23 protein-coding genes are annotated in these 19437 nt (G+C 57.9%); 14 read left to right on the top strand and 9 right to left on the bottom strand.

Going from position 1 to position 19437, the window contains the following annotated elements:
* Positions 1–115: 115 nt before the first annotated feature.
* Positions 116–445 carry a hypothetical protein gene (locus V9G17_04725; protein ID MEI2751885.1) on the top strand — a complete coding sequence of 110 codons (330 nt, stop codon included), beginning with the start codon at positions 116–118 and terminating at the stop codon, positions 443–445.
* A gap of 23 nt (positions 446–468) precedes the next feature.
* On the opposite strand, the gene V9G17_04720 is transcribed toward V9G17_04725, so the two are convergent.
* The gene (locus V9G17_04720; protein MEI2751884.1) at positions 469–786 is read right to left on the bottom strand and encodes a tetratricopeptide repeat protein; all 318 of its coding nucleotides are present in this window, start codon (positions 784–786) and stop codon (positions 469–471) included.
* Positions 787–983: 197 nt separating this feature from the next.
* Between V9G17_04720 and V9G17_04715 the strand changes: the two genes are divergently transcribed.
* From V9G17_04715 to V9G17_04690, 6 genes are all read left to right on the top strand, one after another.
* On the top strand, positions 984–1928 hold the full coding sequence (locus V9G17_04715) for a histone deacetylase (GenBank protein MEI2751883.1): 945 nt from the start codon (positions 984–986) through the stop codon (positions 1926–1928).
* Positions 1925–3199, top strand: coding sequence for a hypothetical protein (locus V9G17_04710; GenBank protein MEI2751882.1), 1275 nt, complete (start codon positions 1925–1927; stop codon positions 3197–3199). Before V9G17_04715 ends, V9G17_04710 begins: the two co-directional genes overlap by 4 nt.
* 28 nt (positions 3200–3227) lie before the next feature.
* A complete protein-coding gene (locus V9G17_04705) occupies positions 3228–4121 on the top strand; it encodes a sulfurtransferase (GenBank protein ID MEI2751881.1) in 894 nt (297 codons plus the stop codon).
* A gap of 80 nt (positions 4122–4201) precedes the next feature.
* Positions 4202–4558: a small metal-binding protein SmbP gene (gene smbP / locus V9G17_04700; GenBank protein ID MEI2751880.1), complete on the top strand. Its 357-nt coding sequence runs from the start codon at positions 4202–4204 to the stop codon at positions 4556–4558.
* An 84-nt stretch (positions 4559–4642) separates the two neighbouring features.
* Complete coding sequence (locus V9G17_04695) at positions 4643–5434, top strand: nitrilase-related carbon-nitrogen hydrolase (GenBank protein ID MEI2751879.1); 792 nt, start codon at positions 4643–4645, stop codon at positions 5432–5434.
* 64 nt (positions 5435–5498) lie between these two features.
* Positions 5499–6059 (top strand): YqgE/AlgH family protein, encoded by a 561-nt coding sequence (locus tag V9G17_04690; protein ID MEI2751878.1) that lies wholly within the window; start codon positions 5499–5501, stop codon positions 6057–6059.
* 84 nt (positions 6060–6143) lie between these two features.
* Here V9G17_04690 and uvrA read toward each other — a convergent pair whose 3' ends face one another.
* Positions 6144–8930: an excinuclease ABC subunit UvrA gene (gene uvrA / locus V9G17_04685; protein MEI2751877.1), complete on the bottom strand. Its 2787-nt coding sequence runs from the start codon at positions 8928–8930 to the stop codon at positions 6144–6146.
* 152 nt (positions 8931–9082) lie between these two features.
* Here uvrA and V9G17_04680 point away from each other — a divergent pair, with 152 nt between their 5' ends.
* The 7 genes from V9G17_04680 (at position 9083) to V9G17_04650 (ending at position 15682) form a co-directional block, all read left to right on the top strand.
* Positions 9083–9874 carry an arylamine N-acetyltransferase gene (locus V9G17_04680; GenBank protein MEI2751876.1) on the top strand — a complete coding sequence of 264 codons (792 nt, stop codon included), beginning with the start codon at positions 9083–9085 and terminating at the stop codon, positions 9872–9874.
* A 35-nt stretch (positions 9875–9909) separates the two neighbouring features.
* Positions 9910–10926 (top strand): WYL domain-containing protein, encoded by a 1017-nt coding sequence (locus tag V9G17_04675; protein ID MEI2751875.1) that lies wholly within the window; start codon positions 9910–9912, stop codon positions 10924–10926.
* 231 nt (positions 10927–11157) lie between these two features.
* Positions 11158–12429 carry a hypothetical protein gene (locus tag V9G17_04670; GenBank protein MEI2751874.1) on the top strand — a complete coding sequence of 424 codons (1272 nt, stop codon included), beginning with the start codon at positions 11158–11160 and terminating at the stop codon, positions 12427–12429.
* 75 nt (positions 12430–12504) lie between these two features.
* Complete coding sequence (locus V9G17_04665) at positions 12505–12690, top strand: hypothetical protein (GenBank protein ID MEI2751873.1); 186 nt, start codon at positions 12505–12507, stop codon at positions 12688–12690.
* A 55-nt stretch (positions 12691–12745) separates the two neighbouring features.
* The gene (locus V9G17_04660; GenBank protein MEI2751872.1) at positions 12746–13444 is read left to right on the top strand and encodes a hypothetical protein; all 699 of its coding nucleotides are present in this window, start codon (positions 12746–12748) and stop codon (positions 13442–13444) included.
* Positions 13431–14186, top strand: coding sequence for a hypothetical protein (locus V9G17_04655; GenBank protein MEI2751871.1), 756 nt, complete (start codon positions 13431–13433; stop codon positions 14184–14186). Before V9G17_04660 ends, V9G17_04655 begins: the two co-directional genes overlap by 14 nt.
* 194 nt (positions 14187–14380) lie before the next feature.
* Positions 14381–15682, top strand: a complete 1302-nt coding sequence (locus tag V9G17_04650) for a CHC2 zinc finger domain-containing protein (protein ID MEI2751870.1) — start codon at positions 14381–14383, stop codon at positions 15680–15682.
* A gap of 33 nt (positions 15683–15715) precedes the next feature.
* Here the strand turns inward: V9G17_04650 and V9G17_04645 are convergent, their stop codons facing one another.
* From V9G17_04645 to V9G17_04615, 7 genes are all read right to left on the bottom strand, one after another.
* Positions 15716–16129 carry a DUF86 domain-containing protein gene (locus V9G17_04645; GenBank protein ID MEI2751869.1) on the bottom strand — a complete coding sequence of 138 codons (414 nt, stop codon included), beginning with the start codon at positions 16127–16129 and terminating at the stop codon, positions 15716–15718.
* Complete coding sequence (locus tag V9G17_04640; GenBank protein MEI2751868.1) at positions 16122–16517, bottom strand: nucleotidyltransferase domain-containing protein; 396 nt, start codon at positions 16515–16517, stop codon at positions 16122–16124. Before V9G17_04640 ends, V9G17_04645 begins: the two co-directional genes overlap by 8 nt.
* A gap of 229 nt (positions 16518–16746) precedes the next feature.
* Positions 16747–16956 carry a type II toxin-antitoxin system RelE/ParE family toxin gene (locus V9G17_04635; protein ID MEI2751867.1) on the bottom strand — a complete coding sequence of 70 codons (210 nt, stop codon included), beginning with the start codon at positions 16954–16956 and terminating at the stop codon, positions 16747–16749.
* Positions 16953–17219 (bottom strand): type II toxin-antitoxin system Phd/YefM family antitoxin, encoded by a 267-nt coding sequence (locus V9G17_04630; GenBank protein ID MEI2751866.1) that lies wholly within the window; start codon positions 17217–17219, stop codon positions 16953–16955. The genes V9G17_04635 and V9G17_04630 overlap by 4 nt, the downstream gene beginning before the upstream one ends.
* A 60-nt stretch (positions 17220–17279) precedes the next feature.
* Positions 17280–17618 carry a DUF3147 domain-containing protein gene (locus V9G17_04625; GenBank protein MEI2751865.1) on the bottom strand — a complete coding sequence of 113 codons (339 nt, stop codon included), beginning with the start codon at positions 17616–17618 and terminating at the stop codon, positions 17280–17282.
* 12 nt (positions 17619–17630) lie between these two features.
* Entirely contained in the window at positions 17631–18650 is a 1020-nt protein-coding gene (locus V9G17_04620; protein MEI2751864.1) for a hypothetical protein, read from the bottom strand.
* 98 nt (positions 18651–18748) lie between these two features.
* Positions 18749–19432, bottom strand: coding sequence for a CPBP family glutamic-type intramembrane protease (locus tag V9G17_04615; protein MEI2751863.1), 684 nt, complete (start codon positions 19430–19432; stop codon positions 18749–18751).
* Positions 19433–19437 lie beyond the last annotated feature (5 nt).

The following is a 19437-nucleotide window of genomic DNA, read 5'->3' as shown; positions in this document are numbered from 1 at the left end:
ATACCATCGTCACGGGCGGAGAGCGTGTAGATTTTTCCAGGACATCTGTCCTCGCCGGGCGGGGCCCCGTTGACAGGTCCGGCTCGAATGTTACAATCCGCCGCACGGTGAGGGTATGACGGAACAAGAGATCAATCGCGCGATTCAATACGTGACCGCCGCGACCTCGCATGGACGAGACACGGTGGCGGAGATTCTCCGGACCGGTCTGTCGGAACTCGCGCAATTGTCCGCGCGGTCCTCTTGCCGATTCGAACGGGAAGATCTCATGGGTTATCTCTGCCTCTGGACGATGAAACGCACCGGCCATCCGGAGCCGCTTGTCCGGGAAGTGCTTGATGGGGCCGGCCGCTGGCTGGATGAAGTGGCGACCACAGTGGAGCAGCGGCGTGACACGCAGGCCAGTGGCGGGGATGACGATGAGCCCGGCGCAGCCACGGCGTAACGGCCTCGGGCGAATGAGGCCGATCAGGCGGGGAGTGCGCTCTTCAGCGCTTCCAGATTTTTCGTGACCATCGCATCGCCGTTCTTGGTGGACACGTCGATGCCCTGCTCCGACACTTGCCGGCATTCTTCGACACGGTTCAGCTTCTGTAGCGACTGCGCCAGCGCATAGTAGGCGGCGGAGTAAGTGGGTTTGACGGTAATGCATTGCCTCAACGCTTTGGCGGCCTCTTCGAAATTGGCATCTTCCATATAGGCTTTTCCGAGGCCGAACCAGGCCACATCATCATCGGGCTCGATAGCTAACACTCGTTTCAGCGGTTCAATTCTCGGATTGGGCATGGTCTTCTCCGTGGTACATCGGTGCAGTGAAGCAAAACCGTAGCATGCGTTTCCGCTCATTGTCTACGCTCTTTCCTGCATGATACTCTGAGTTCGTACCTCGTCTCTCGTCGTTTGTATCTCGCGACAAGCAAGGCATGAGGCTGATAGCCGCCTGCGAGATACGCGTCACGTTTCACGATTCACGGACTCTTCTCATGGGAACCACCGGCCTCATTTACGATCCCCGGTACCTGCAACACGATATGGGCGCCGGTCATCCGGAATCGCCCGACCGGCTGCGTGCGATCATGCAACGCCTGGAACAGAGCGGCACGCTCGCCCGGCTGACCAGAATCGACCCGCGAACAGCCGAAGACGAGTGGATTACCCAGGTGCATCGGCCGGAGTATGTTGCCATGCTCACCCAGCATGCTCCGACGCATGGCCGGATCGCGCTTGACGCCGATACCTCCATGTCTCCCGGATCGCTCCGCGCCGCCTACCTTGCAGCCGGTGGAGCGTTGGCCGGGGTGGATGCGATTATGGTCGGCCAGGTTGAGCATGCCTTCTGCGCCGTCCGTCCGCCGGGGCACCATGCGGAAGCCGATCGGGCGATGGGTTTCTGCCTGTTCAATAATGTGGCGATCGCGGCGCGTTATGTGCAGAAACGGTATGGCGTACAACGGGTTCTGATCGTCGATTGGGACGTTCATCACGGGAACGGCACGCAGCACAGTTTCGAATCGGACCCGTCGGTGCTGTTTTTTAGTACGCACCAATTTCCGCATTATCCTGGGACCGGTCGTGCCAGTGAGTGCGGCTGCGGAGCGGGAGAAGGGCTCACGATCAATGTGCCGATGGAGGCGGGGGAAGGCGACGACGACTATCGGGCGGTGTTTGAAAAAGCGCTGGTGCCGGCCGCCGATGCCTTCAAGCCGGAGTTTGTCATCATCTCCGCTGGTTTCGATGCGCATCGGGACGACCCGCTGGCCAGCATGGGGCTCACGGAAGAAGGATATGCCGACCTGACGAGAATTGTGGCCGGGATCGCGACACACCATTGTCAGGGACGCCTGCTGTCTTCGCTCGAAGGCGGATATAACCTGACGGCGTTAGCCGCGTCGGTCGAGCGACATATTCAGGCGCTGGTGGCGGCATGAAGCCGTGGGTAAAAATTCTGCTGGGTGGGGCAGGTCTCGTCGGGGCGGTGTACCTCTATTACACTGAGGTGAAACCGGTCGTTATTTTCGGGCTCCGGCCGGAGTATGCCCATGCCATTCCATTTCAGAAGGTCCCGGAAGGCCTGACCAGTCTGAAGGCCGAGTCTTGCGGCCAATGCCATCGCGAAATTTATGACGAATGGAAATCCAGTATCCATGCCCATGCCTATGAAGATCCGTTCTTTCAAGCCTACTGGAAAAAGGACAAGCACATCTGGGTCTGTTTGAATTGCCATACGCCGTTGGAGAATCAACAGCCGACGTTGGTCGGCGATATTCCGCGGGGGCGGGTCGAGAAGGCACAGGAGGAACCGAATCCTCGCTTTGATGCCGCCTTGCAGAAGGAATCGATCACGTGTGCCGCCTGCCATGTGCGCGACGGAGTCATTCTCGGACCCTTCGACGATTCTGCCGCACCGCATCCCACGAAATTCGATCCCAGTTTCCGCAACGGGCAGTTCTGTTCGCGTTGCCATAATGTGGTGTCCGGCCCGGCGCAGTTTTACAACGTTGGCCCCTGCGGGACGTATGCCGAGTATGAAGGCAAGTACTTCATGAAGGAGCGGGGCTTCATCTGCCAAAGTTGCCATATGCCGGAGGTCGACCGGCCGGTGGCCGAAAACGGGCCGATCAGGCGTGGGCGTCGACATCTTTGGCGTGGGGGGCACGATCCCGACATGGTGAAGCGGGCGGTGGCCATTCAGGTGAAAGCCGATCCTCCTGCTCCCAAACCAGGCGAGCAGGTGACGGTCACGCTCTCCCTGATGAACGCCGGGGCCGGGCACAAAATTCCGACCGGCGATCCGGATCGGCACTTTACGGTAGAATTCACGGTTCAAGACGGGAGCCGGCAGGTGCTGGCCGAGAAATCGCACACGATGGGCCGCTGGATTATGTGGCAACCGGCCATCGTAGAGTTGTACGATAACCGCTTGCTCCCCTTGGCCAGTCGGGAGTATCAATTTACCTACCGGATGCCGGAGGCATCCAAGGGGTTGACGCTGAAGGCCCGCGTTCGGTACCACATTTTGACCGACGGGCAGCACGAGATGTTGAAGACCAAGTACGGCCTCATGGCGGATGACCCGTACGCGTTTACGGTCTATGAGCGTGAAGTGCCGCTGAATGAGACGCTGGCGAGGGCATTGGTCGATCCCTTGCCCGAACCGCCGCCGATGGCCTGTGCGAGCCCGACCGTATCGAAGGGGTAACTAATCACCGACTGAGATCGAGGAACCCATGCCACATCCATTACTCATTGATAGTGAAACGCTTCAGAACCGCCTGGGACAACCGGGCCTCGTCGTGCTTGATGTGCGAGGCAGGGCTGCCTACGAGTTTGGGAGTCATATCCCCGGTGCCGTGCAGTCCACTTGGCACGAATACAGCGACCCCAATGCTGTCGCCAAGGGGTTGCTGGATCCGGACTTGAAACGAATCGAGAAGCGCGTGCAAGCGCTTGGGATCAATCAGGATAGCGAAGTGGTGATTTATTCAAACCCCTTCGACAATTGGGGCGATGAAGGCCGCATGTTCTGGATGTTGGAGTATTTGGGCCACAAAAACCTCAAGGTGCTGGACGGTGGATGGGTGAAGTGGATCAATGAACGCCGACCGTTCGAGCATGGTGCAGTCCGGTGTGCGCCGGGCAATTTCGTCGTCTCGCCGGTCGAGTCGGTGATCATCATGAAAGAGGAATTGAAAGGGATTGTGCGGAAGGCGAACTCGACGACGACGATCGTGGATGCCCGAAGCCTGGAAGAGTATCTCGGTAAAGAAATTTCCGGGATTCCGAGGCCCGGCCATATTCCCGGTGCTGTCCATGTGGCGTGGAGCGGGTTCCTCCACCCTGATGCCACGGTGAAGGATTTAGCCGGCATCAAGGCGCAGTTGGACTCGAAGGGGCTGAATCCTGAACAGGAGACAGTCTGCTATTGCACGGGCGGGGTGCGCTCGGGCTGGCTCTATTTTGTATTGCGTCTGGCAGGGTATCAGCGGCTCCGGAATTATCCGGGGTCCTGGTGGGAATGGAGTCGCGATTTTGCGTGCCCGGTGGAACAGGATCTGGTCGGGCTGCAGAAACTTCTCGGCCTGTCGGAGTCACAGGTGCCGAACGGCATGCGTCCGTCTTGACAGGATGCGGGGCCGTCTTTATGCTGAAATGTAGTGATATTGCAATTGCGTGTTGTACATACTTAGAGAGGAGGCGGTTCATGCAGACTGCTCAATGGCGGGGAGTCGTGGTAGCCGGTGTGATGATGGCGCTCGTCGGGGCGCCGATGGGAGCCGGTGTGGCTTTCGCGGCAGGAAATAAACATCAGGCTGAAGCGGTGGAGCATGCCAAGGAAGCCGTAGCGCATGGGAAGCAAGGCCATGCGGATGCGTTGGTCAAGCATGCGGAAGCGGCGCTCAAGCATGCCGAGGGCGCGGTGGCCGAAACCAAGAATCCTCATGTCACTGAAGCCATCAAGGGGCTCAAGGACGGGATCGAGCACGGCAAGGCCGGCCACGCCGATGTGGCGACCAAGGCCGTTGAGAACGCCCTTCCCCATCTGTCGGAAGGTATGTAGTCGGTTCTTGCGCGTCGACAGCGTGTAGGTTGAAACGGGCAGGGCTGTCCCTGCCCGTTTTTCTTTGTCCAGAAAGGCGGCATCATGCGGGTCGGGTATTTCCAATTTGATCCGGTGTTTGGAGCAGTCGCGCGGAACCTCGACCACGTGAGTGCTCGACTCGGGCAGGTAGACGCTGACCTGATCGTGTTGCCTGAATTATTCGCGACCGGCTACCAGTTCGTGTCGCAGGAAGAGGTCTTCCAGCTTGCGGAGCCGGTGCCGGACGGGGCGACCACGAAACGACTTGCGGACATGGCCGCGCGTCGGGGGATGACGATCGTAGCCGGGCTGCCGGAGCTGGACGGCCGGCGCTGTTTTAATTCGGCGGTCGTGGTCGGACCCAATGGATTCATCGGTTGCTATCGGAAAACGCATCTCTTTTTCGAGGAAACGCTGTGGTTCACGCCGGGCGACAGCGGCTTTCAGGTCTGGGATATCGGCATGGCCAAGGTCGGCGTGATGATCTGCTTCGACTGGTATTATCCGGAATCCGCCCGCACCCTGGCGTTGCAAGGTGCGGAAATCATCGCCCATCCGTCCAACCTGGTGCTGCCCCACTGTCCGGATTCCATGGTGACCCGCTGCTTGGAGAATCGAGTCTTTAGCGTGACGGCGAATCGGATCGGCAGCGAAGCGCGCGGGGGGAAGGAGCGGCTGACGTTTATCGGGATGAGCGAAGTCGTCGGTCCGCGCGGCCGCATTCTGCATCGCGCGCCACGTGAAACCGAAGATCTGACGATCGTTGAAATCGACCCCGCCGAAGCCAGGATCAAGGCGCTCAATGACTACAACGATCTCCTGCGCGACCGGCGCCCAGCCTTGTATGGCGACTAATTCTGCATCGTATATGTTTCATGACTCAACTTGCGTCACTCACGAGCACACGGTAGGATGAACCATGTCAATTCCACTCGGTAAAGGCATTCTCCTTGTGGCCGCGCCGGCATTGAACGATCCCAACTTCCGGCAGGCGGTGGTGCTCCTGTGTGAACATGGACCGGAAGGGGCGTTGGGTGTGATCGTGAACCGTCCGACCGCCATGTCCATCTCTGAGGCGCTTCCGCAGGTGCCGATCCTGGAAGGCCAACCGCATGTGTTGTATTCCGGTGGTCCCGTGCAAACCAATCAGGTGATGATGCTCTACCGCATCAATCAGACGCCTGAAAATTCGCACCAGGTGTTTGATGGCGTCTGTCTGGGGGGAGACCTGGAGATCATGGAGCGGATTCTGATGGAGCAGCCCGGGCAGGAGTCGTTTCGAGCGTACCTGGGGTACTCGGGCTGGGGGCCCGGCCAGCTGGAGTCAGAAATGCAGGTAGGTTCCTGGATTACGTTGCCCGCCGATCCCTCGATTGTGTTTGAAAAAGAGCCAACCCGTATCTGGTCGGATATCTTTCTCTCCCTTGATGATACGTCCCGCCACTATGCGGATATGCCGTTCGATCCTTCCTCCAACTAAGAGCCTATAGCCAATAGCGTATGGCGTATGATTTGAGCCGAGCGGGTTCAGTATGTCATGCTATAGGCCATAAGCTATCCGCCATTAGCTCTCCAGCATCTTCGCCAGAAACCGCCCCGTGTGGGACTGCGCGACTTTCGCGACCTGTTCGGGACGACCCTCCGCGACGATCTGTCCGCCTGCGTCGCCGCCTTCCGGCCCCAGATCGATCACCCAATCGGCCGTCTTGATCACATCCAAGTTGTGCTCGACGACGATGAGGGTGTTACCGGCGTCCACCAGTTTGTGTAGCACCGTCAGCAGTTTCTTGATGTCGTCCAGGTGTAGGCCGGTCGTCGGCTCATCGAGGATATAGAGCAGATTGTGGGCTGAAGGATCCTTCAGTTCGGCGGCGATCTTCAGCCGTTGCGCTTCTCCGCCTGACAGCGTGGTGGCCGCTTGGCCCAGCCGCAGATAGCCCAACCCGATCGACGACAGCAGGTAAAGTTTTTCGGTCAGCTTGGGCGAGCCGGAGAAAAAGCCCTGCGCCTCCGACACGGTGAGGTTCAGCACATCGTGGATCGTTTTGCCCCGGTACCTGATGCTCAGCACCTCCGGCTTGAAGCGCTTGCCGTCGCATTGCTCGCAGGTGGCGTAGATGTCTTCGAAGAAATACATCTCGAGCTTTTCATACCCATTCCCTTCGCACCGCGCGCAGCGTCCCTCGGCAGAGTTGAAGGAGAAATGCCCGGGTGTCAGGCCTCGCCGCAGGGCATCACGCTCGGAGGCGAACAGAGCGCGGATCTCGTCGAATGCCTTCAGGTAGGTGATGGGGTTGGAGCGTGGCGTCCGGCCGATCGGCTGCTGGTTGATGAGGCGCACGCCGGTCACATGTTCGAGTCCCTTGATCGCTTGAAACTTTCCCATCGGCAATGACTCGATGCGAAAGGCGCGGGCGGCAGCCCGGTACAGGGTCTTTTCGATGAGCGTGCTTTTGCCCGATCCCGAGACGCCGGTGACGCAGACCAGCATGTGGAGCGGAATGCGGACCACGAGATTCTTGAGATTGTGCTCGGCCGCGCCGGCGATGCTGAGCACCTTGCCGTTGCCCGAGCGTCGCATCTTCGGCAGGGGAATGCTGGCCTCTCCGCGGAGGTAGCGGGCGGTGAGGGAGGCCGGATCGGCGAGGAATTGTTTGCGCGGTGCCGCGCAGACAATGTGCCCTCCCTGCTCGCCTGAACCGGGTCCCATTTCGATAATGTGGTCGGCCGCCTGAATCATCAACGGATCGTGTTCCACGACGACGACGGTGTTGCCGTCATTGGCCAGATCGCGCAGGATCCCGGCCAGGGTGTCCGTGTCGCGCGCGTGCAGGCCGATCGTCGGTTCATCCAGTACGTAGAGTGTGCCGACTAACCGGGAACCGAGCTGGTTGGCCAGCGCAATTCGTTGCGCTTCCCCGCCGGACAGCGTTTTCGTCTGCCGCGATAGCGTGAGGTAGTTCAGGCCCACGCGGAGCAGAAAGTTCAGCTTCGCGTGGAGTTGGCGCAGGATATCCTTGGCGATTTCCGCGTCGAAGGCCGGTAGGGTCAGACGCTCAAACCAAGCGGCTGCGGAGTCGATCGTGAGGTCACCGATCTCCACGATGTCTTGCCCTGCGAGTTTGACGAACCGGGCGGCCGGTTTCAGGCGGCTGCCGTGGCACGCCGGGCAGGTGGCGGGACTCCGGTAGCGGCTGAGCAGCACGCGCACGTGCAGCTTATAGCGTTTGGTTTCCAGATAGTCGAAATACTGCCGGATGCCCTCAATGTCAGGGCTCCCTTCCCAGATCAGCCGTTGCACCGTTTCGGGAAGTGCCTCAAACGGGGTGGTCAAATCCACGCCCTGTTTTTTCATCGCGAGCAACATCTGCTTCTGCCACCAATCCGAGCCCGGCTTACTCCACGGTTCGATGACCCCACCGGCCAGCGATTTGCTGCGGTCGGGGATGACCAGGTCCTTATCGTATTGCAGAATATTGCCGAACCCTTTGCATTCGGGGCAGGCTCCCAGCGGGTGGTTGAAGGAGAACAGCAGTGGGCGTAGTGGTTCGAAGGTCCGCCCGCACCCCTGGCAGCGAAAGTGGGTGCTATAGGTCTGGACGCCGTGCCCTATGATCAGTACCTGGCAGGTGCCGTCGGCTTCTTGGAACGCGACTTCGATGGCTTCGATCAACCGGTGGCGGTTATCCGGTCTGAGCACGAGTCGGTCCAGTACGACCTGGATACCCGATTCGCGGGTCTCCGGGAGCACAGCCTGCTCGTGAAGATCCAGGAGTTCCTCGCCGCATCGCAGCCGGGTAAATCCTCGCTTCAGGAGTGAGTCGAGCAGGGAGCGGTCGTGGCCGGGGCCGAGATCCTTGAGGGGAAAGAGAATCATGGCTCGTGCGTCGAGGAATCGTGCCAGCAGTTCCTCGGCGACCGATCCTGGGTGGTAGCCCCGCGCCTCCTGCTTGCAATCCGGGCACACGGGTTTGCCGATTTTGGCGAAGAGCAGGCGCAGCAGGTCGGCGAGTTCCGTGGCCGTGCCGACCGTCGAGCGGGCGGTGCGGATCGGATTTTTTTGTTCGATCGCAATAGCGGGGCGAATGTTGGTGATCCGGTCGACGTCGGGGCGGTTCACCTTATCGAGAAACATCCGCGCGTAGGTGGAGAGCGATTCCACATACCGCCATTGTCCTTCGGCGAACAGGGTGTCGAAGGCCAGGGACGATTTGCCGGAGCCCGAGAGGCCGGTGATGGCGGTGACCTGGTTGTGCGGGATCCGCAGCGAGATGTTCTTGAGATTATTTTGGCGCGCGCCTTCGACGATCAAGTCGTTCGTGGTGCGATCTGGGGGAATACGGTTGGCCACCCTGGAGTCCTCTGTCGGAGAAAGCCGACCATCGTAGCAAGCGCCGGCAGTGATCGCAATGTGGCGCGCGGCGTCAGCGCTGAGGCTCGTGTGATTCACCCGGTAGATTCGTATAATGACCCTCTGATTGAGAGGGCTGTCGGGAGGACTCTATGGTTGATCGAGCACTCTATCTGGCGCGTATCGGATATCGAGGATCAGTGGTTCCGTCGGCTGAGACATTGCGCGGCTTGCATCTGGCTCATGTCTTGACGGTGCCGTTCGAAAATTTGGACATCCATCTCGGGCGCCCCATTTCATTGGAGCCCGCTGCCATTTTTGAAAAGATCGTGGGGCGTTGTCGGGGCGGGTACTGCTATGAGTTGAATGGATTGTTTGCGCTGCTGTTGGAGCAGCTTGGATTTGTCGTCACGCGATTGGCTGCCCGGGTGTGGTATGGAGCGGAGAGTATAGGGCCTCGAAGTCACCAGGCGCTCCTCGTTCGTCTGGACGGGGAGCGGTGGATTGTGGATGTCGGATTCGGAGGTAATGGATTACGTGAACCGTTGCAGTTGACGGTCGGGCAGGAACATCGGCAAGGGCCGGATCAATTTAGGCTCACGACCGACGAGCGGGGAGAGTATATGCTGCAGTGTTGTCTCGAGAATGCCTGGACAAATCTCTATTCCTTCACGCTCGATCCTTGTCTGCCGGTGGACTACCAGTTTGCCAACTATTACCACTCGCATGCGCCTGACTCGCAGTTCGTTCAACGGCACATTTGCACGATGCCCACCCCGCAGGGGCGGAAGACATTCACCGGTAAACTGCTCAAAGTGCGAGGGCAAGATGGTACGCATGAACTTCATGTAACGAGTGAGAGAGAGTGTAAACAGCTGCTCCAGCAGCACTTTGGGGTGATTATTAACGATCACTTGAGGTTCTTGTCGGTGGACGGCGAGTAGCCGTTCGCTGAGGAAGTCAGAGGGGCAGAAGGGGGATGATGGTAGCGCAAAGAGGACGACGTCCCAGAGCCTATAGTCAAGCCGACCGGCTTGCTCGCATGTTGCGCGCACTGGCCAGCCGGTCGATGACGGTTCGGGATCTGGCTGAAGCCTTCGAGGTGACGAAGCGGCAGGTCTATCGCGATCTGGGTCGAATCCATGAAGAAGGGCATCCCCTGGAGCAATCAGACGGTGATGGCGAAAAGACCTGGCGCCTGCCGCTTGGTTATAAGGGGCTCCCGCCGATTATGGTGTCTCCCTATGAACTCATGGCGCTGCATTTTGCCAAGCGCCATCTCGACTATTTGACGGGCACGCCGTTCGTCGAGGATCTCGGCAGTCTCATCAAGAAGGTCGAGGTTGGGTTGTCTCACAGGGTGGTTAATCACCTGGCGCGCATCAATCAGGTGTTTCTGCCTCGCTCTGTGCCGGTGCGGAATTATGTGGGGCAGAAGGTTGTGCTCAAGCAACTCCAGAAGGCGTTACTCCTGCAGTGCACCGTCGTCCTTCAACATCGCAGGCCTGGCTACGACGAACCGGCCGAACATCGCGTGGATCCCTATGTGCTTCTGCTGTATCAGTTTGGATTGTATCTGGTCGGCTATTCGCACCGAGCCCAGGCCTTGCGCATGTTCGCGGTGGAGCGGATTGTGTCGGTGGAGGTGATGGAGGATCGATTTAACCTGCCTGAAGAACTCAAGTTGGATCAGATCTATCAGAGCCTGTTCGGCTTGGTCGATGAACCGGCTCAAACCGTCCGCATCCAGTTCGCTTCGGATGTCGCCTATCTGGTGAAGGAGCGCCGCTGGCATCCGAGTCAGCAGAGCGAGGTTCAGGAGGACGGCTCCGTGATCGCCACCTTTATCGCGGGCGGAGTGGATGAACTTGCCTCCTGGATTCTCTCCTGGGGGCCGGCGGCGAGGGTGCTGGAACCTCAAGTGCTGGTTGAGGCTGTGAAGGCTCAGCTGACTGGTGCGCTGGGCCGTTACCGCTCGGGCCATAACATCGACTAGCTCAGGGAAGTGGCGCCGGGCAAGTTGTCCTCCTTGCTCGCGCAACGCGCGGCCTGGGAAGGTTCTCGTTGGACGCGCGCAGTTGGAGGGCAACTCGCCCATCGCCAATGGCGGGGCATCAGAGCGGTTTGGCCCCTCTCTTTGTCCAATCCATCCCCGCTGCACTGTGACATTTTCTGTCACGCCTGCATGGTAGCGTCCTCTCATCAATGTACCCGGGGAGGGGGTGTCATGCTGACGAGACGGAGTCTTTTCAAATCTGCCGCGACATTCGGGGTGAGTGCCCTCATGCCATGGTTCGATCGGGCCGCTCATGGCTCAGTGCCGGAAGCGCCGCATGGGCATGGGCCAGTTTCTGATGGTTCGCAGTCAGGACGCGAGGGGGCCCTCCTGGAACTGGAAGGGTTGGAAAACCTCAAGGATGACTTGGACTGTGTGGAGGTCGTCGCGTCCGTGGCTTCGGCGCGAAGCATGCCCTGTTCAGCCGAGGTCAATCTGATCCAGGGCAGTTCCCATTGCTTGTTTTGCGGCGAGGCGGGTTTTCGCGTGGGGCCGGAATCTTTTCGCTGCATGTGGTGTGAGGCAGAGGGATCCGCGATTGAGTGTTACGCGAGGGCTGAAGGACTGCCGCATGAGGTGGCGGCGGCGCGCCTTGATGCGCTGTTGAGTGAGGGAGGGCTCAATGGCCGTCGCCGTGAAAACGAACATGCGTACAGGATGTTGGAGGAAGCAGAGCGCTTCTACCATGTCCTGCTTTGCGAAAGACCGGAAGGGGCGGTGGCCCGGGAGTGTCTAGCGAAACAAGAGATCGCGCCGTCCATGATCGAACGGTTTCAGATGGGGTATGCCCCGCCCGATCCGGAGGATCTATTAAGCCGCCATTTAGTGGCGGCAGGGTATGTGATTCCCAAACTGCTGCAAACGGTTCGGGTGAACGAGGAGGGTGAGCAGCAGCAGATCGATCGATTCGGTGGCGGCCACCTGCTCATCCCAATTTGCGACTCGGCCGGGCGTCGTTGGGGATTCATGAAACACAGACTCACCTTGGGGCATGGCTCTCTGGAGACAGGGTGGAGGCAGGACACCTTATCCATCTCGGAGCGACGGCTGCGCAGACTGATCTTTCCCCATCCCGTCTGGCCACAAGATTTCAACCGCCATCAGAGGTTGTTGATTGCGGAGACACCCTGGGAGGTCGTCGCCTTGCACAATGCGGGCATTGAGAAGGTGGCCTACCTGTTCGACAGTGCGACCGATTTCGTTCGGTTACGGACGCTGCTAGCTTCCGGCCAGGACTTCGTCTGTGCATTCGATCACCGAGGAGGGAGGCCGGTGACGGCGTTTGGTTTTCTTGAAAGATTTGAACGTGAGGCGAGGCAACTTTATGTCATGACCGTACCGTCCGAAGGCGGGCTGCTCTCCTTGCTGCAGTCGGGCGGCCACCAAGCGGTGCAGGATGCGATAAGTCAGGCGATCCCGTTTCATCAGTGGATGGGTGAATGACTTCCGCGAAGGAGGCTTGTCATGGAATGGCTGTTGCCGCTTATTTTGTAGATCGTGATTCCTGCCGACTCGCTCATGCAGGTCACCCTGAACAAGTCCCTGGCACAGGTCATTCAGGAGCAGATCAGTTGCCGGAGAGAGTTTGACGAGACGAAGCCGGAATTTGAACAGGCCAATAACATTGATGATGTTATTGCGCGGCTCAATGCTGTCGACAAGGTGCGGAGGGCCGTGCTACTACGCTGCGGCGTGCGGCCGTGAAATTTTGAGCTAGGAAGACCGAGCATTGTCGCAATAAGGTCGATGGAGGTGCCGAATGGCGAAAGGTAATAACCTCACGTATTTGTTTAAGGGGGATTCAGAAACCGCCAATGCGTTGCCGCACTGTTCTGAATCATTTTGGACTGCAGTATTAGGCTTGTTATTTTTTCACCTGGGCGCTCAAAAGGAGCGGGCGGGTGCTTTGAACGTCTACCAGTGCCTGCCTGATGCGAAAAAAGAGCCTTGGTATGAATCACGAAAACCAAACTCCCACATTCACTTAGACGGGGTCTGTCGGAATGATCTGTGTATTGAGCCCACGCGCCTCACTGACTATTACGGTGCAGATGCAACAATGGGGGGAATCCGGCCCGATATTGTTGTTAGGCTACCGCCGACAGAATGCGGCGGTTTTTCGACACATTTAATTCTCGAATGTAAGACGGTGGGTGCTAGGGCAGAAAACGTGCAGTTGGAGAAGTATGTGAAGTTTTCGGATCATCTGCAGGCAAACGGGCACCGGACGGAAGTTCTGTTGGTTATCCCCATTAGTTGCCATACTAATATCTATAATGCTGCTAAGCTGGCACAGCTAAAGTACTCCAACAGGTTTGGGTTGCTTCTTTGGGAGGACCTGTTTCGGAGAATGGTGGAAACAAATTTCATATTGCCTGGATTTGATTTCAAGAAGATCGTCGATGATGGATATACGGATGTCTTAGATACGGAGGTGGCGAAGGATGGATCACTATGATGTGAGCCAGGACAAGGATTGTTTCATAAAGGAAGTCTTGGAAAGCACCGCCACGAGCCTGGAGAAGCTTGGGCGTTCTTCCTTCTCGGTCTTCTATTCGAATCCTTGGATGACGCTGGAGAAGGGGAAATATTACATCGTGGGGCTCAACCCTGGGGGAGCTGAGAAGCCATCCGATAGGCAAGACCATGCGTCTCTCAGTGTCAGATATGGCGCAGACGGCAAGAAGGATTGGAGCGCCTATCTCGTGGAGAGTGAGGGGGAGAAGTGGGAGTCGGCCCTGCAGCCCAATATATCGGCGTTTGCAAATTGTTGTATGGCAGGAGGGCGTGAGAGCTTGCGGCGTATATTTTCGACCAACGCAATCTTTGCTCGTTCTCCAGACTCTTCAGGTATAGCTGGAAAAAAAGACGAGCTCTTCAATCAATCATGGCCGTGGCACGTAAAGTTTCTCGAACGAGTGCGGCCCGAAATCATCATCGCGATTTCCAACAGGGAAGGGAGCAGCCGGTCTGCGTACCAGCTTTTTTCTAAGCACCTGGAAGGTGTGAGTCCTTTGGGTGATCCGATCGAGGCCTACGGCACATTTTCTATCAAAGGCCAAAAGGGGAGGTATAGGCTCTCGTCTGGTCCGCTGGATGTTCGTCTTATTGGGTTACCACATCTTAGCCGTTGGAGCCCGACTTCCGCTAAATCAGCGGAGGCGATAGCAGCTCTGAAGCAACGTGGTTGGCTGGACTAGGTAAAATCAAGAAATCATGCATGGCAAATAGAAGATGGTCTAGCTGCTGAGTCCTGTCTAGATTTTTTATATAGGCACTCCGCTTCATTTTTGTTCTCCAACTGTCTCTGTGACCTTCTCTGTCACACCCTCGTCGTAAGCTTTCCCTTATTCGAAATCAAAGATCGTTCAGTGCAATCGCAGGAGGGAAAGTCATGTTCACGAGGAGGATGTTGTTCAAAACCTTGGCGGTGATAGGGACTGGTTCGCTGTTTTCTGCTGAGAGTGACGGCGCCGACGCACGATGTTCCAGCATCGGGCCCCTGTCCAGCATCGGCCACTTGGCAATGTCTGGTGATTCTTCTTCTGATATTCCTGTCCACGCGCTTGATGTGTCGGCGACCGAACAGTGGGAAAATCTGCTGGACGATCTCGATGCAGCCGAATTGATCGGACGCTACATTACGCTTAAGCCGACCCCTGATGGCATTAACCGCATCACTGGCAGCTGTCCATTCTGCCGCCATGGGACTGATTCGCTGCTGGTCGATGGGCGTGACGATTCCTATTTCTGTACCGACTGCCTTGCGGGTGGGCATGCCCTGGATTTCTATGCGCGCATGGAGGGGCGCAGTCTGTCGGAATCGGTTCGGCAGGTGACGGGGCTCATGGCTTCGGAGGAGTTACAAGGTAAGCGAGCGAGGCTGAAACGATTCCACTGCATTATCGATGAAATCGACCATTTTGCTTGGGAGTCGCTAATTTGCCGTCGGGAAGGAGCCTCGGCTCGCGGCTGGTTGGATCAGCAGGGCGTTACTGCTGGAACGGCAGAAAGATTTTCCATTAGAATGATGTCGTATGCGCTGGGCAAGCAACTCTTGGCGCGGTTGCGAGTGGTGGGGTTCAGTCCTGACGAGGTTGAGCAAGCCGGTGTCAATGGATGGCTGAGTCGCTTGGAAGATCGGCTCAAAGCCGGCGAGTCCGATAACAGTCTTCTCCTGCCGGTGCGAGACCGTGAAGGTCACTGTTGCGGATTCTACGAGCAGTCGATTGGGCCCGATGTGCCCCTCACCTGGTCATCGCACGTTTATCCTTATGGGTATCAGCTGCTCTCGCCTCATCGATCCAATCGACTCGTCTTTTCTGCGTCCAAGGGACGTGACTTTCCCTCCTCGGTCGTTCTGGCGGAGCGACCTTGGGACGTGGTGCTGCTTGTTCAAGGAGGCATGGCGCAGGCCGTATATGTCACTCCGCTCGATTTTGCTGAATACCGGGATCGTCTGGGCAAGTTCTTGATGTGTGCCCGGACGGTGATCTGGCCCATCCATCAGTCGGAGCTGAACGTCGGGTTTCTGCGACAGCTCTTCAGTCTCCCCAGTGAATCCATTGCGCGGCTGACATTTCTCTTATTACCTGAGGGGGAGAGCCTCCCTGGGTTGCTTCGACGCGAAGGGATCGCTGCCCTGCAAGCGAGACTTGCCCGGGCTGTCTCAGTGAAGGGTCTTGTAGGCGGGTGACGTTCGAGGTGCTCCTGAGAGCACCGGCTCAGTCTATGCGCAGGCCTTCACGATGGTCGAGGAGAAGGTGCGGAAGTCGTCCAGATGTTTGGTGATGATTGTGAGGACGATGTCGAGATTGAGGCGGGTGTATTCGTGCACGGCCACGTTGCGGAAGCCGACCATGCGCTGCATGCGGCCCGCCAGCTCGGACGGAAGGATGCCGGCCGTTTGTAGCAGCGCAAATGCGTCACGACTTTCTTGGGGAAGACCGAGTCGTCGCTGGCTGATCACATACATGGCGAGATCGATGGCGGTTTCACAGGCTCGTTGCAGGTTGAGGACGATGGCGTCTTGTTTGGTTTGATTGGCGGCCAGGTTTTGCCGGTCGCCCGCAAATTCTTCGGTGATGCGGCGCAGGCATCGTTCGATGCTCGCGGCTTTGTTGAGGATCACATCATCAGCCATAAACCAGTCCGCGTTCTTTGATGCTCTTCACCAAGTCGCGCCGCTCCTCGTTGAGTCTCGCATAGTCGGCGTAGGCGTACATTTCGAACTCAGCCTTTGCTTGAAGGTTTTTTGTGCCCAGGCACTGTCCCGTCGTGAGGACCTGCATGCGCATCACGGTCGAAGCGCTGCGCAAGTCCACAAGGTCGACGTCGCGATGGAGGCAGATGGCTAGCTCCTGGGCCAGGTGAAAGATCTGCTCGGCGGGGATCGGGTTGGCACTCAGGACAGCCAAATCGATGTCGCTGGTTGGCCGCGCGGTACCACGGGCTTGCGAGCCGAATTGGTAGACCGCCACCAAGTCGAGAATCCGTTCGTTAAGAAACTGTGTGATCGAGGGTGTGTCCATCGGTATGCCTGCTGATTGACCGGAGTATACGTGACGCTTGGAAAAATGTCGAAGCAGACCACTTCGTGCAAGGAAGTGTTGCCGCGCCAGCAGTTTCACCAGCCCCACCAACACATGTCCAGGACCATGTGCCGGCTATGGAAACGCTGCAATCTGACGAGCATCTGCTGGGAGTGAAGACGGTCTAGTGATAGACATCCTTGCGGTATTCAATTGAGAGGATATCCAATCACTCGCTGCCGGTCTTCCGGTAAAGGATTCGATAGGGCCAGACTCGGTAGGACCAGACCTTTTCTTTCTGAAATTTCCCTTTGATCGGTTTGCCTTCGAGGGGATGGTTTGCGAGGTGGCGGATGGCGTCTTTGATTTTGTTGCGGGTTCCGGCGTCGAAGGAGACCACATCCTTAATAGCTTGTGGGGTGAGTCTCGCTTGTCTCACTGCTTTTCGTCGAACACGTCCTTGAACGACCGAAGTTTTCCTGCTTTGGCTTCTTTCTGTCCCTGCTCAAGAGCCTTGACCGCTTTGGGATTTGAGAGCAGCTCCAACGTTTCAACCCAGCTTTCAAATTCTTCCGCCCCCATCACCACCGCTTTAGGGGTTCCATTTTTTGTCACGATGACCCGCTCGGACAAACGATCGGCATTGTCCACCAAGGAGGAAAATCGGGACCGGGCCTGCTTGAGCGACATGGTTTTTGTCATCGTCATACCTCGTTGATGCGGAGTGTACGCAATTGTGTCTCATCCGACAAGTTGTAAGCCCTACCGCGCCAGCAGTTTCACCAACCCCACGCAGCACATGTAGAGCACCATTGATCCGGCCATGGAGAGCCAGAAGCCGACACGTTCGACTCCATAAATCATGCAGCCGACATAGACGAGCCAGGGCGGCACGAACCACAGCAGATTCTTGGCGTAGGTCACGAGGTGTTCACTGCCGCCGTTGAGGTAGATGAGGATGAAGGTCGCGCCGGTCATCGCAGGAAAGGTGCTAGCGAAGGCGGCAAGGAACGACCGGCCTTGCGATCCCAGATAGGTGGAGATGCTGACAATCGTGCCGCCCAATAAGAAGTACAATCCGTACTTAGCCCACTCACCCATCCGCGACCTCCTTCAGCTGCCTCGAAATGCCTGCTGCGCTTCCGCCTCGATCCGATGCCCGAGTCCGGTATAGCGCGGGGAGAAATGGAAGACGACCAGCTCGCGCGCGCCGGCCTTCTTTGCCATCACGCCGGCTTGGTGTGCGGTCAGATGATGCCGGTCCCTCGCCTTGTCCGCATCCTGTTCCAGGTAGGGGGACTCACAGTAAAAGATGTCGGCGCCTTGCGCAAGCTCGACGATCTTGGCTTCATTGTCTTCGTCGTAGCGGGCATCCACGACATAGGCAAGTTTCTGTCCGCGGCTGATGGTGATGAATCGCTCGCGAACGTTGCCTAGGACGAACTCGCGCTCCTCTTTGTGGTGTTCATGGTAGAGCGTGGCCTGGAATCGAAAATCGTCCGGCTTGCTCTGCCAGAGGTACTGCTTCACTTCTTTCAGCCAGGAGCCCACGGGAAGCCCGGCTGCATGCAGCTGCTCCCTGTTGACGTTCACGTGAAACTGTTCTTGCAGCGAATAGGCCAGGGAGGGAATGCGGTGATTGAGCGCGACCGCTTCGATGGTGAACATGGGATCTTCGAGTACGGCAAAGCGATGACCGTCCTGGCGATTGATGCGAGGCACGTCCGGAGTGTCATGGCGCTGAAAGCCGTCGATTGCCGGGAAGGTGGCCTGTCGGATGACCTGCTCGTGGAATTCCTGCACGGTGATGGTGAGCGGATATCCGGCCACGAGGTTCCAGGTATAGCCATGAAGTTTTCCTTGAACATTGGCGATGAGGCCAGGCGGCCCGTAGAGGCGGAGCGTTTTGCCGCGGCCCAGGGCTACTCGGAGCAACGTATCGAACCCGATGAAGTGGTCCATGTGGGTGTGCGAGATGAAGATATCGCCGGCGCGCAACAGGCGGGTCGGCCCGAGCGCATCGTTATGGCCGAGGTCGAAGAGGAGCGCGCGTTTGGACCAGCGTACCTCCACGAATAGGCCGGGATCGCCGAAGACGTCATTCACGAGGTGGCTGGAGAAGGAGGGATTCATGGGTTGATGGGGCCTTCTCTCACGTTGCCTGGAGCGATGAATCCATCGTGAGTGTAACTGTTACTTTAGGTTCTTCAGGCTGCCGGAACAGGGCCGCGTCAGGCCAGAATTGCGCGTATGACACTGTACAAGACGATGACTTCGACGGCGTGGGCCGCGATAGTGGCGTAGAGGTTTCTGAGCATGACCCAGAGGACTCCCCAGACCAGCCCGTCCCAGACGGCAATCCAATGAAGGTGTTGAAAGGTTGCCACCAGAAAGGGGTCGAACGCAAACAGCAGGGCACTCATCGACACGGCGATCGGTACTGGAAGCTTCAGTGCGAGGAGGCGCCCCAGGATGAATCCGCGAAAGTTCAGCTCGACCATCGTGGCGATGAACAGGATGAACCAGGGCACCATGATCAGTTGCGGAATCCTGGCGTGGGGTGTATCGGCGAGAAACCGATAGTCTCCTCCCCAATAGGGGACGAGGTAGAGAATGACGAGAGTATTAATCAGCCCGAGTGCGAGGCCGGTGAGGATGCCCCAACGGAGCCCCTGCGGAATGAGTCGGCTTGTGAGTCCGAGACGCTGGGCCGTGCGTCCGTTGATCGTGCTCCAGGCGAAGAAGGCCGCATAGGCGCAGGCCTGGGGAAAAAACTGAAAGAGGCTGTGCTGTTGGAATGTGGTCGGGGAGCTGTAGAACAGGATCGTCGCGGTCAGGGGGAGCAGCACAAGGGCTGCTCCCCGTTCGTTGGCCTGAATCGCATGGGTTGATGGCGCGTCTTCAGGCTTGATCATGAGCA

Origin of the sequence: Nitrospira sp. (assembly GCA_037045225.1) — a bacterium.
GTDB lineage: Bacteria > Nitrospirota > Nitrospiria > Nitrospirales > Nitrospiraceae > Nitrospira_A.
Note: the sequence above shows the minus strand (reverse complement) of the source record. Positions and strands in the feature narration are given on the sequence as shown.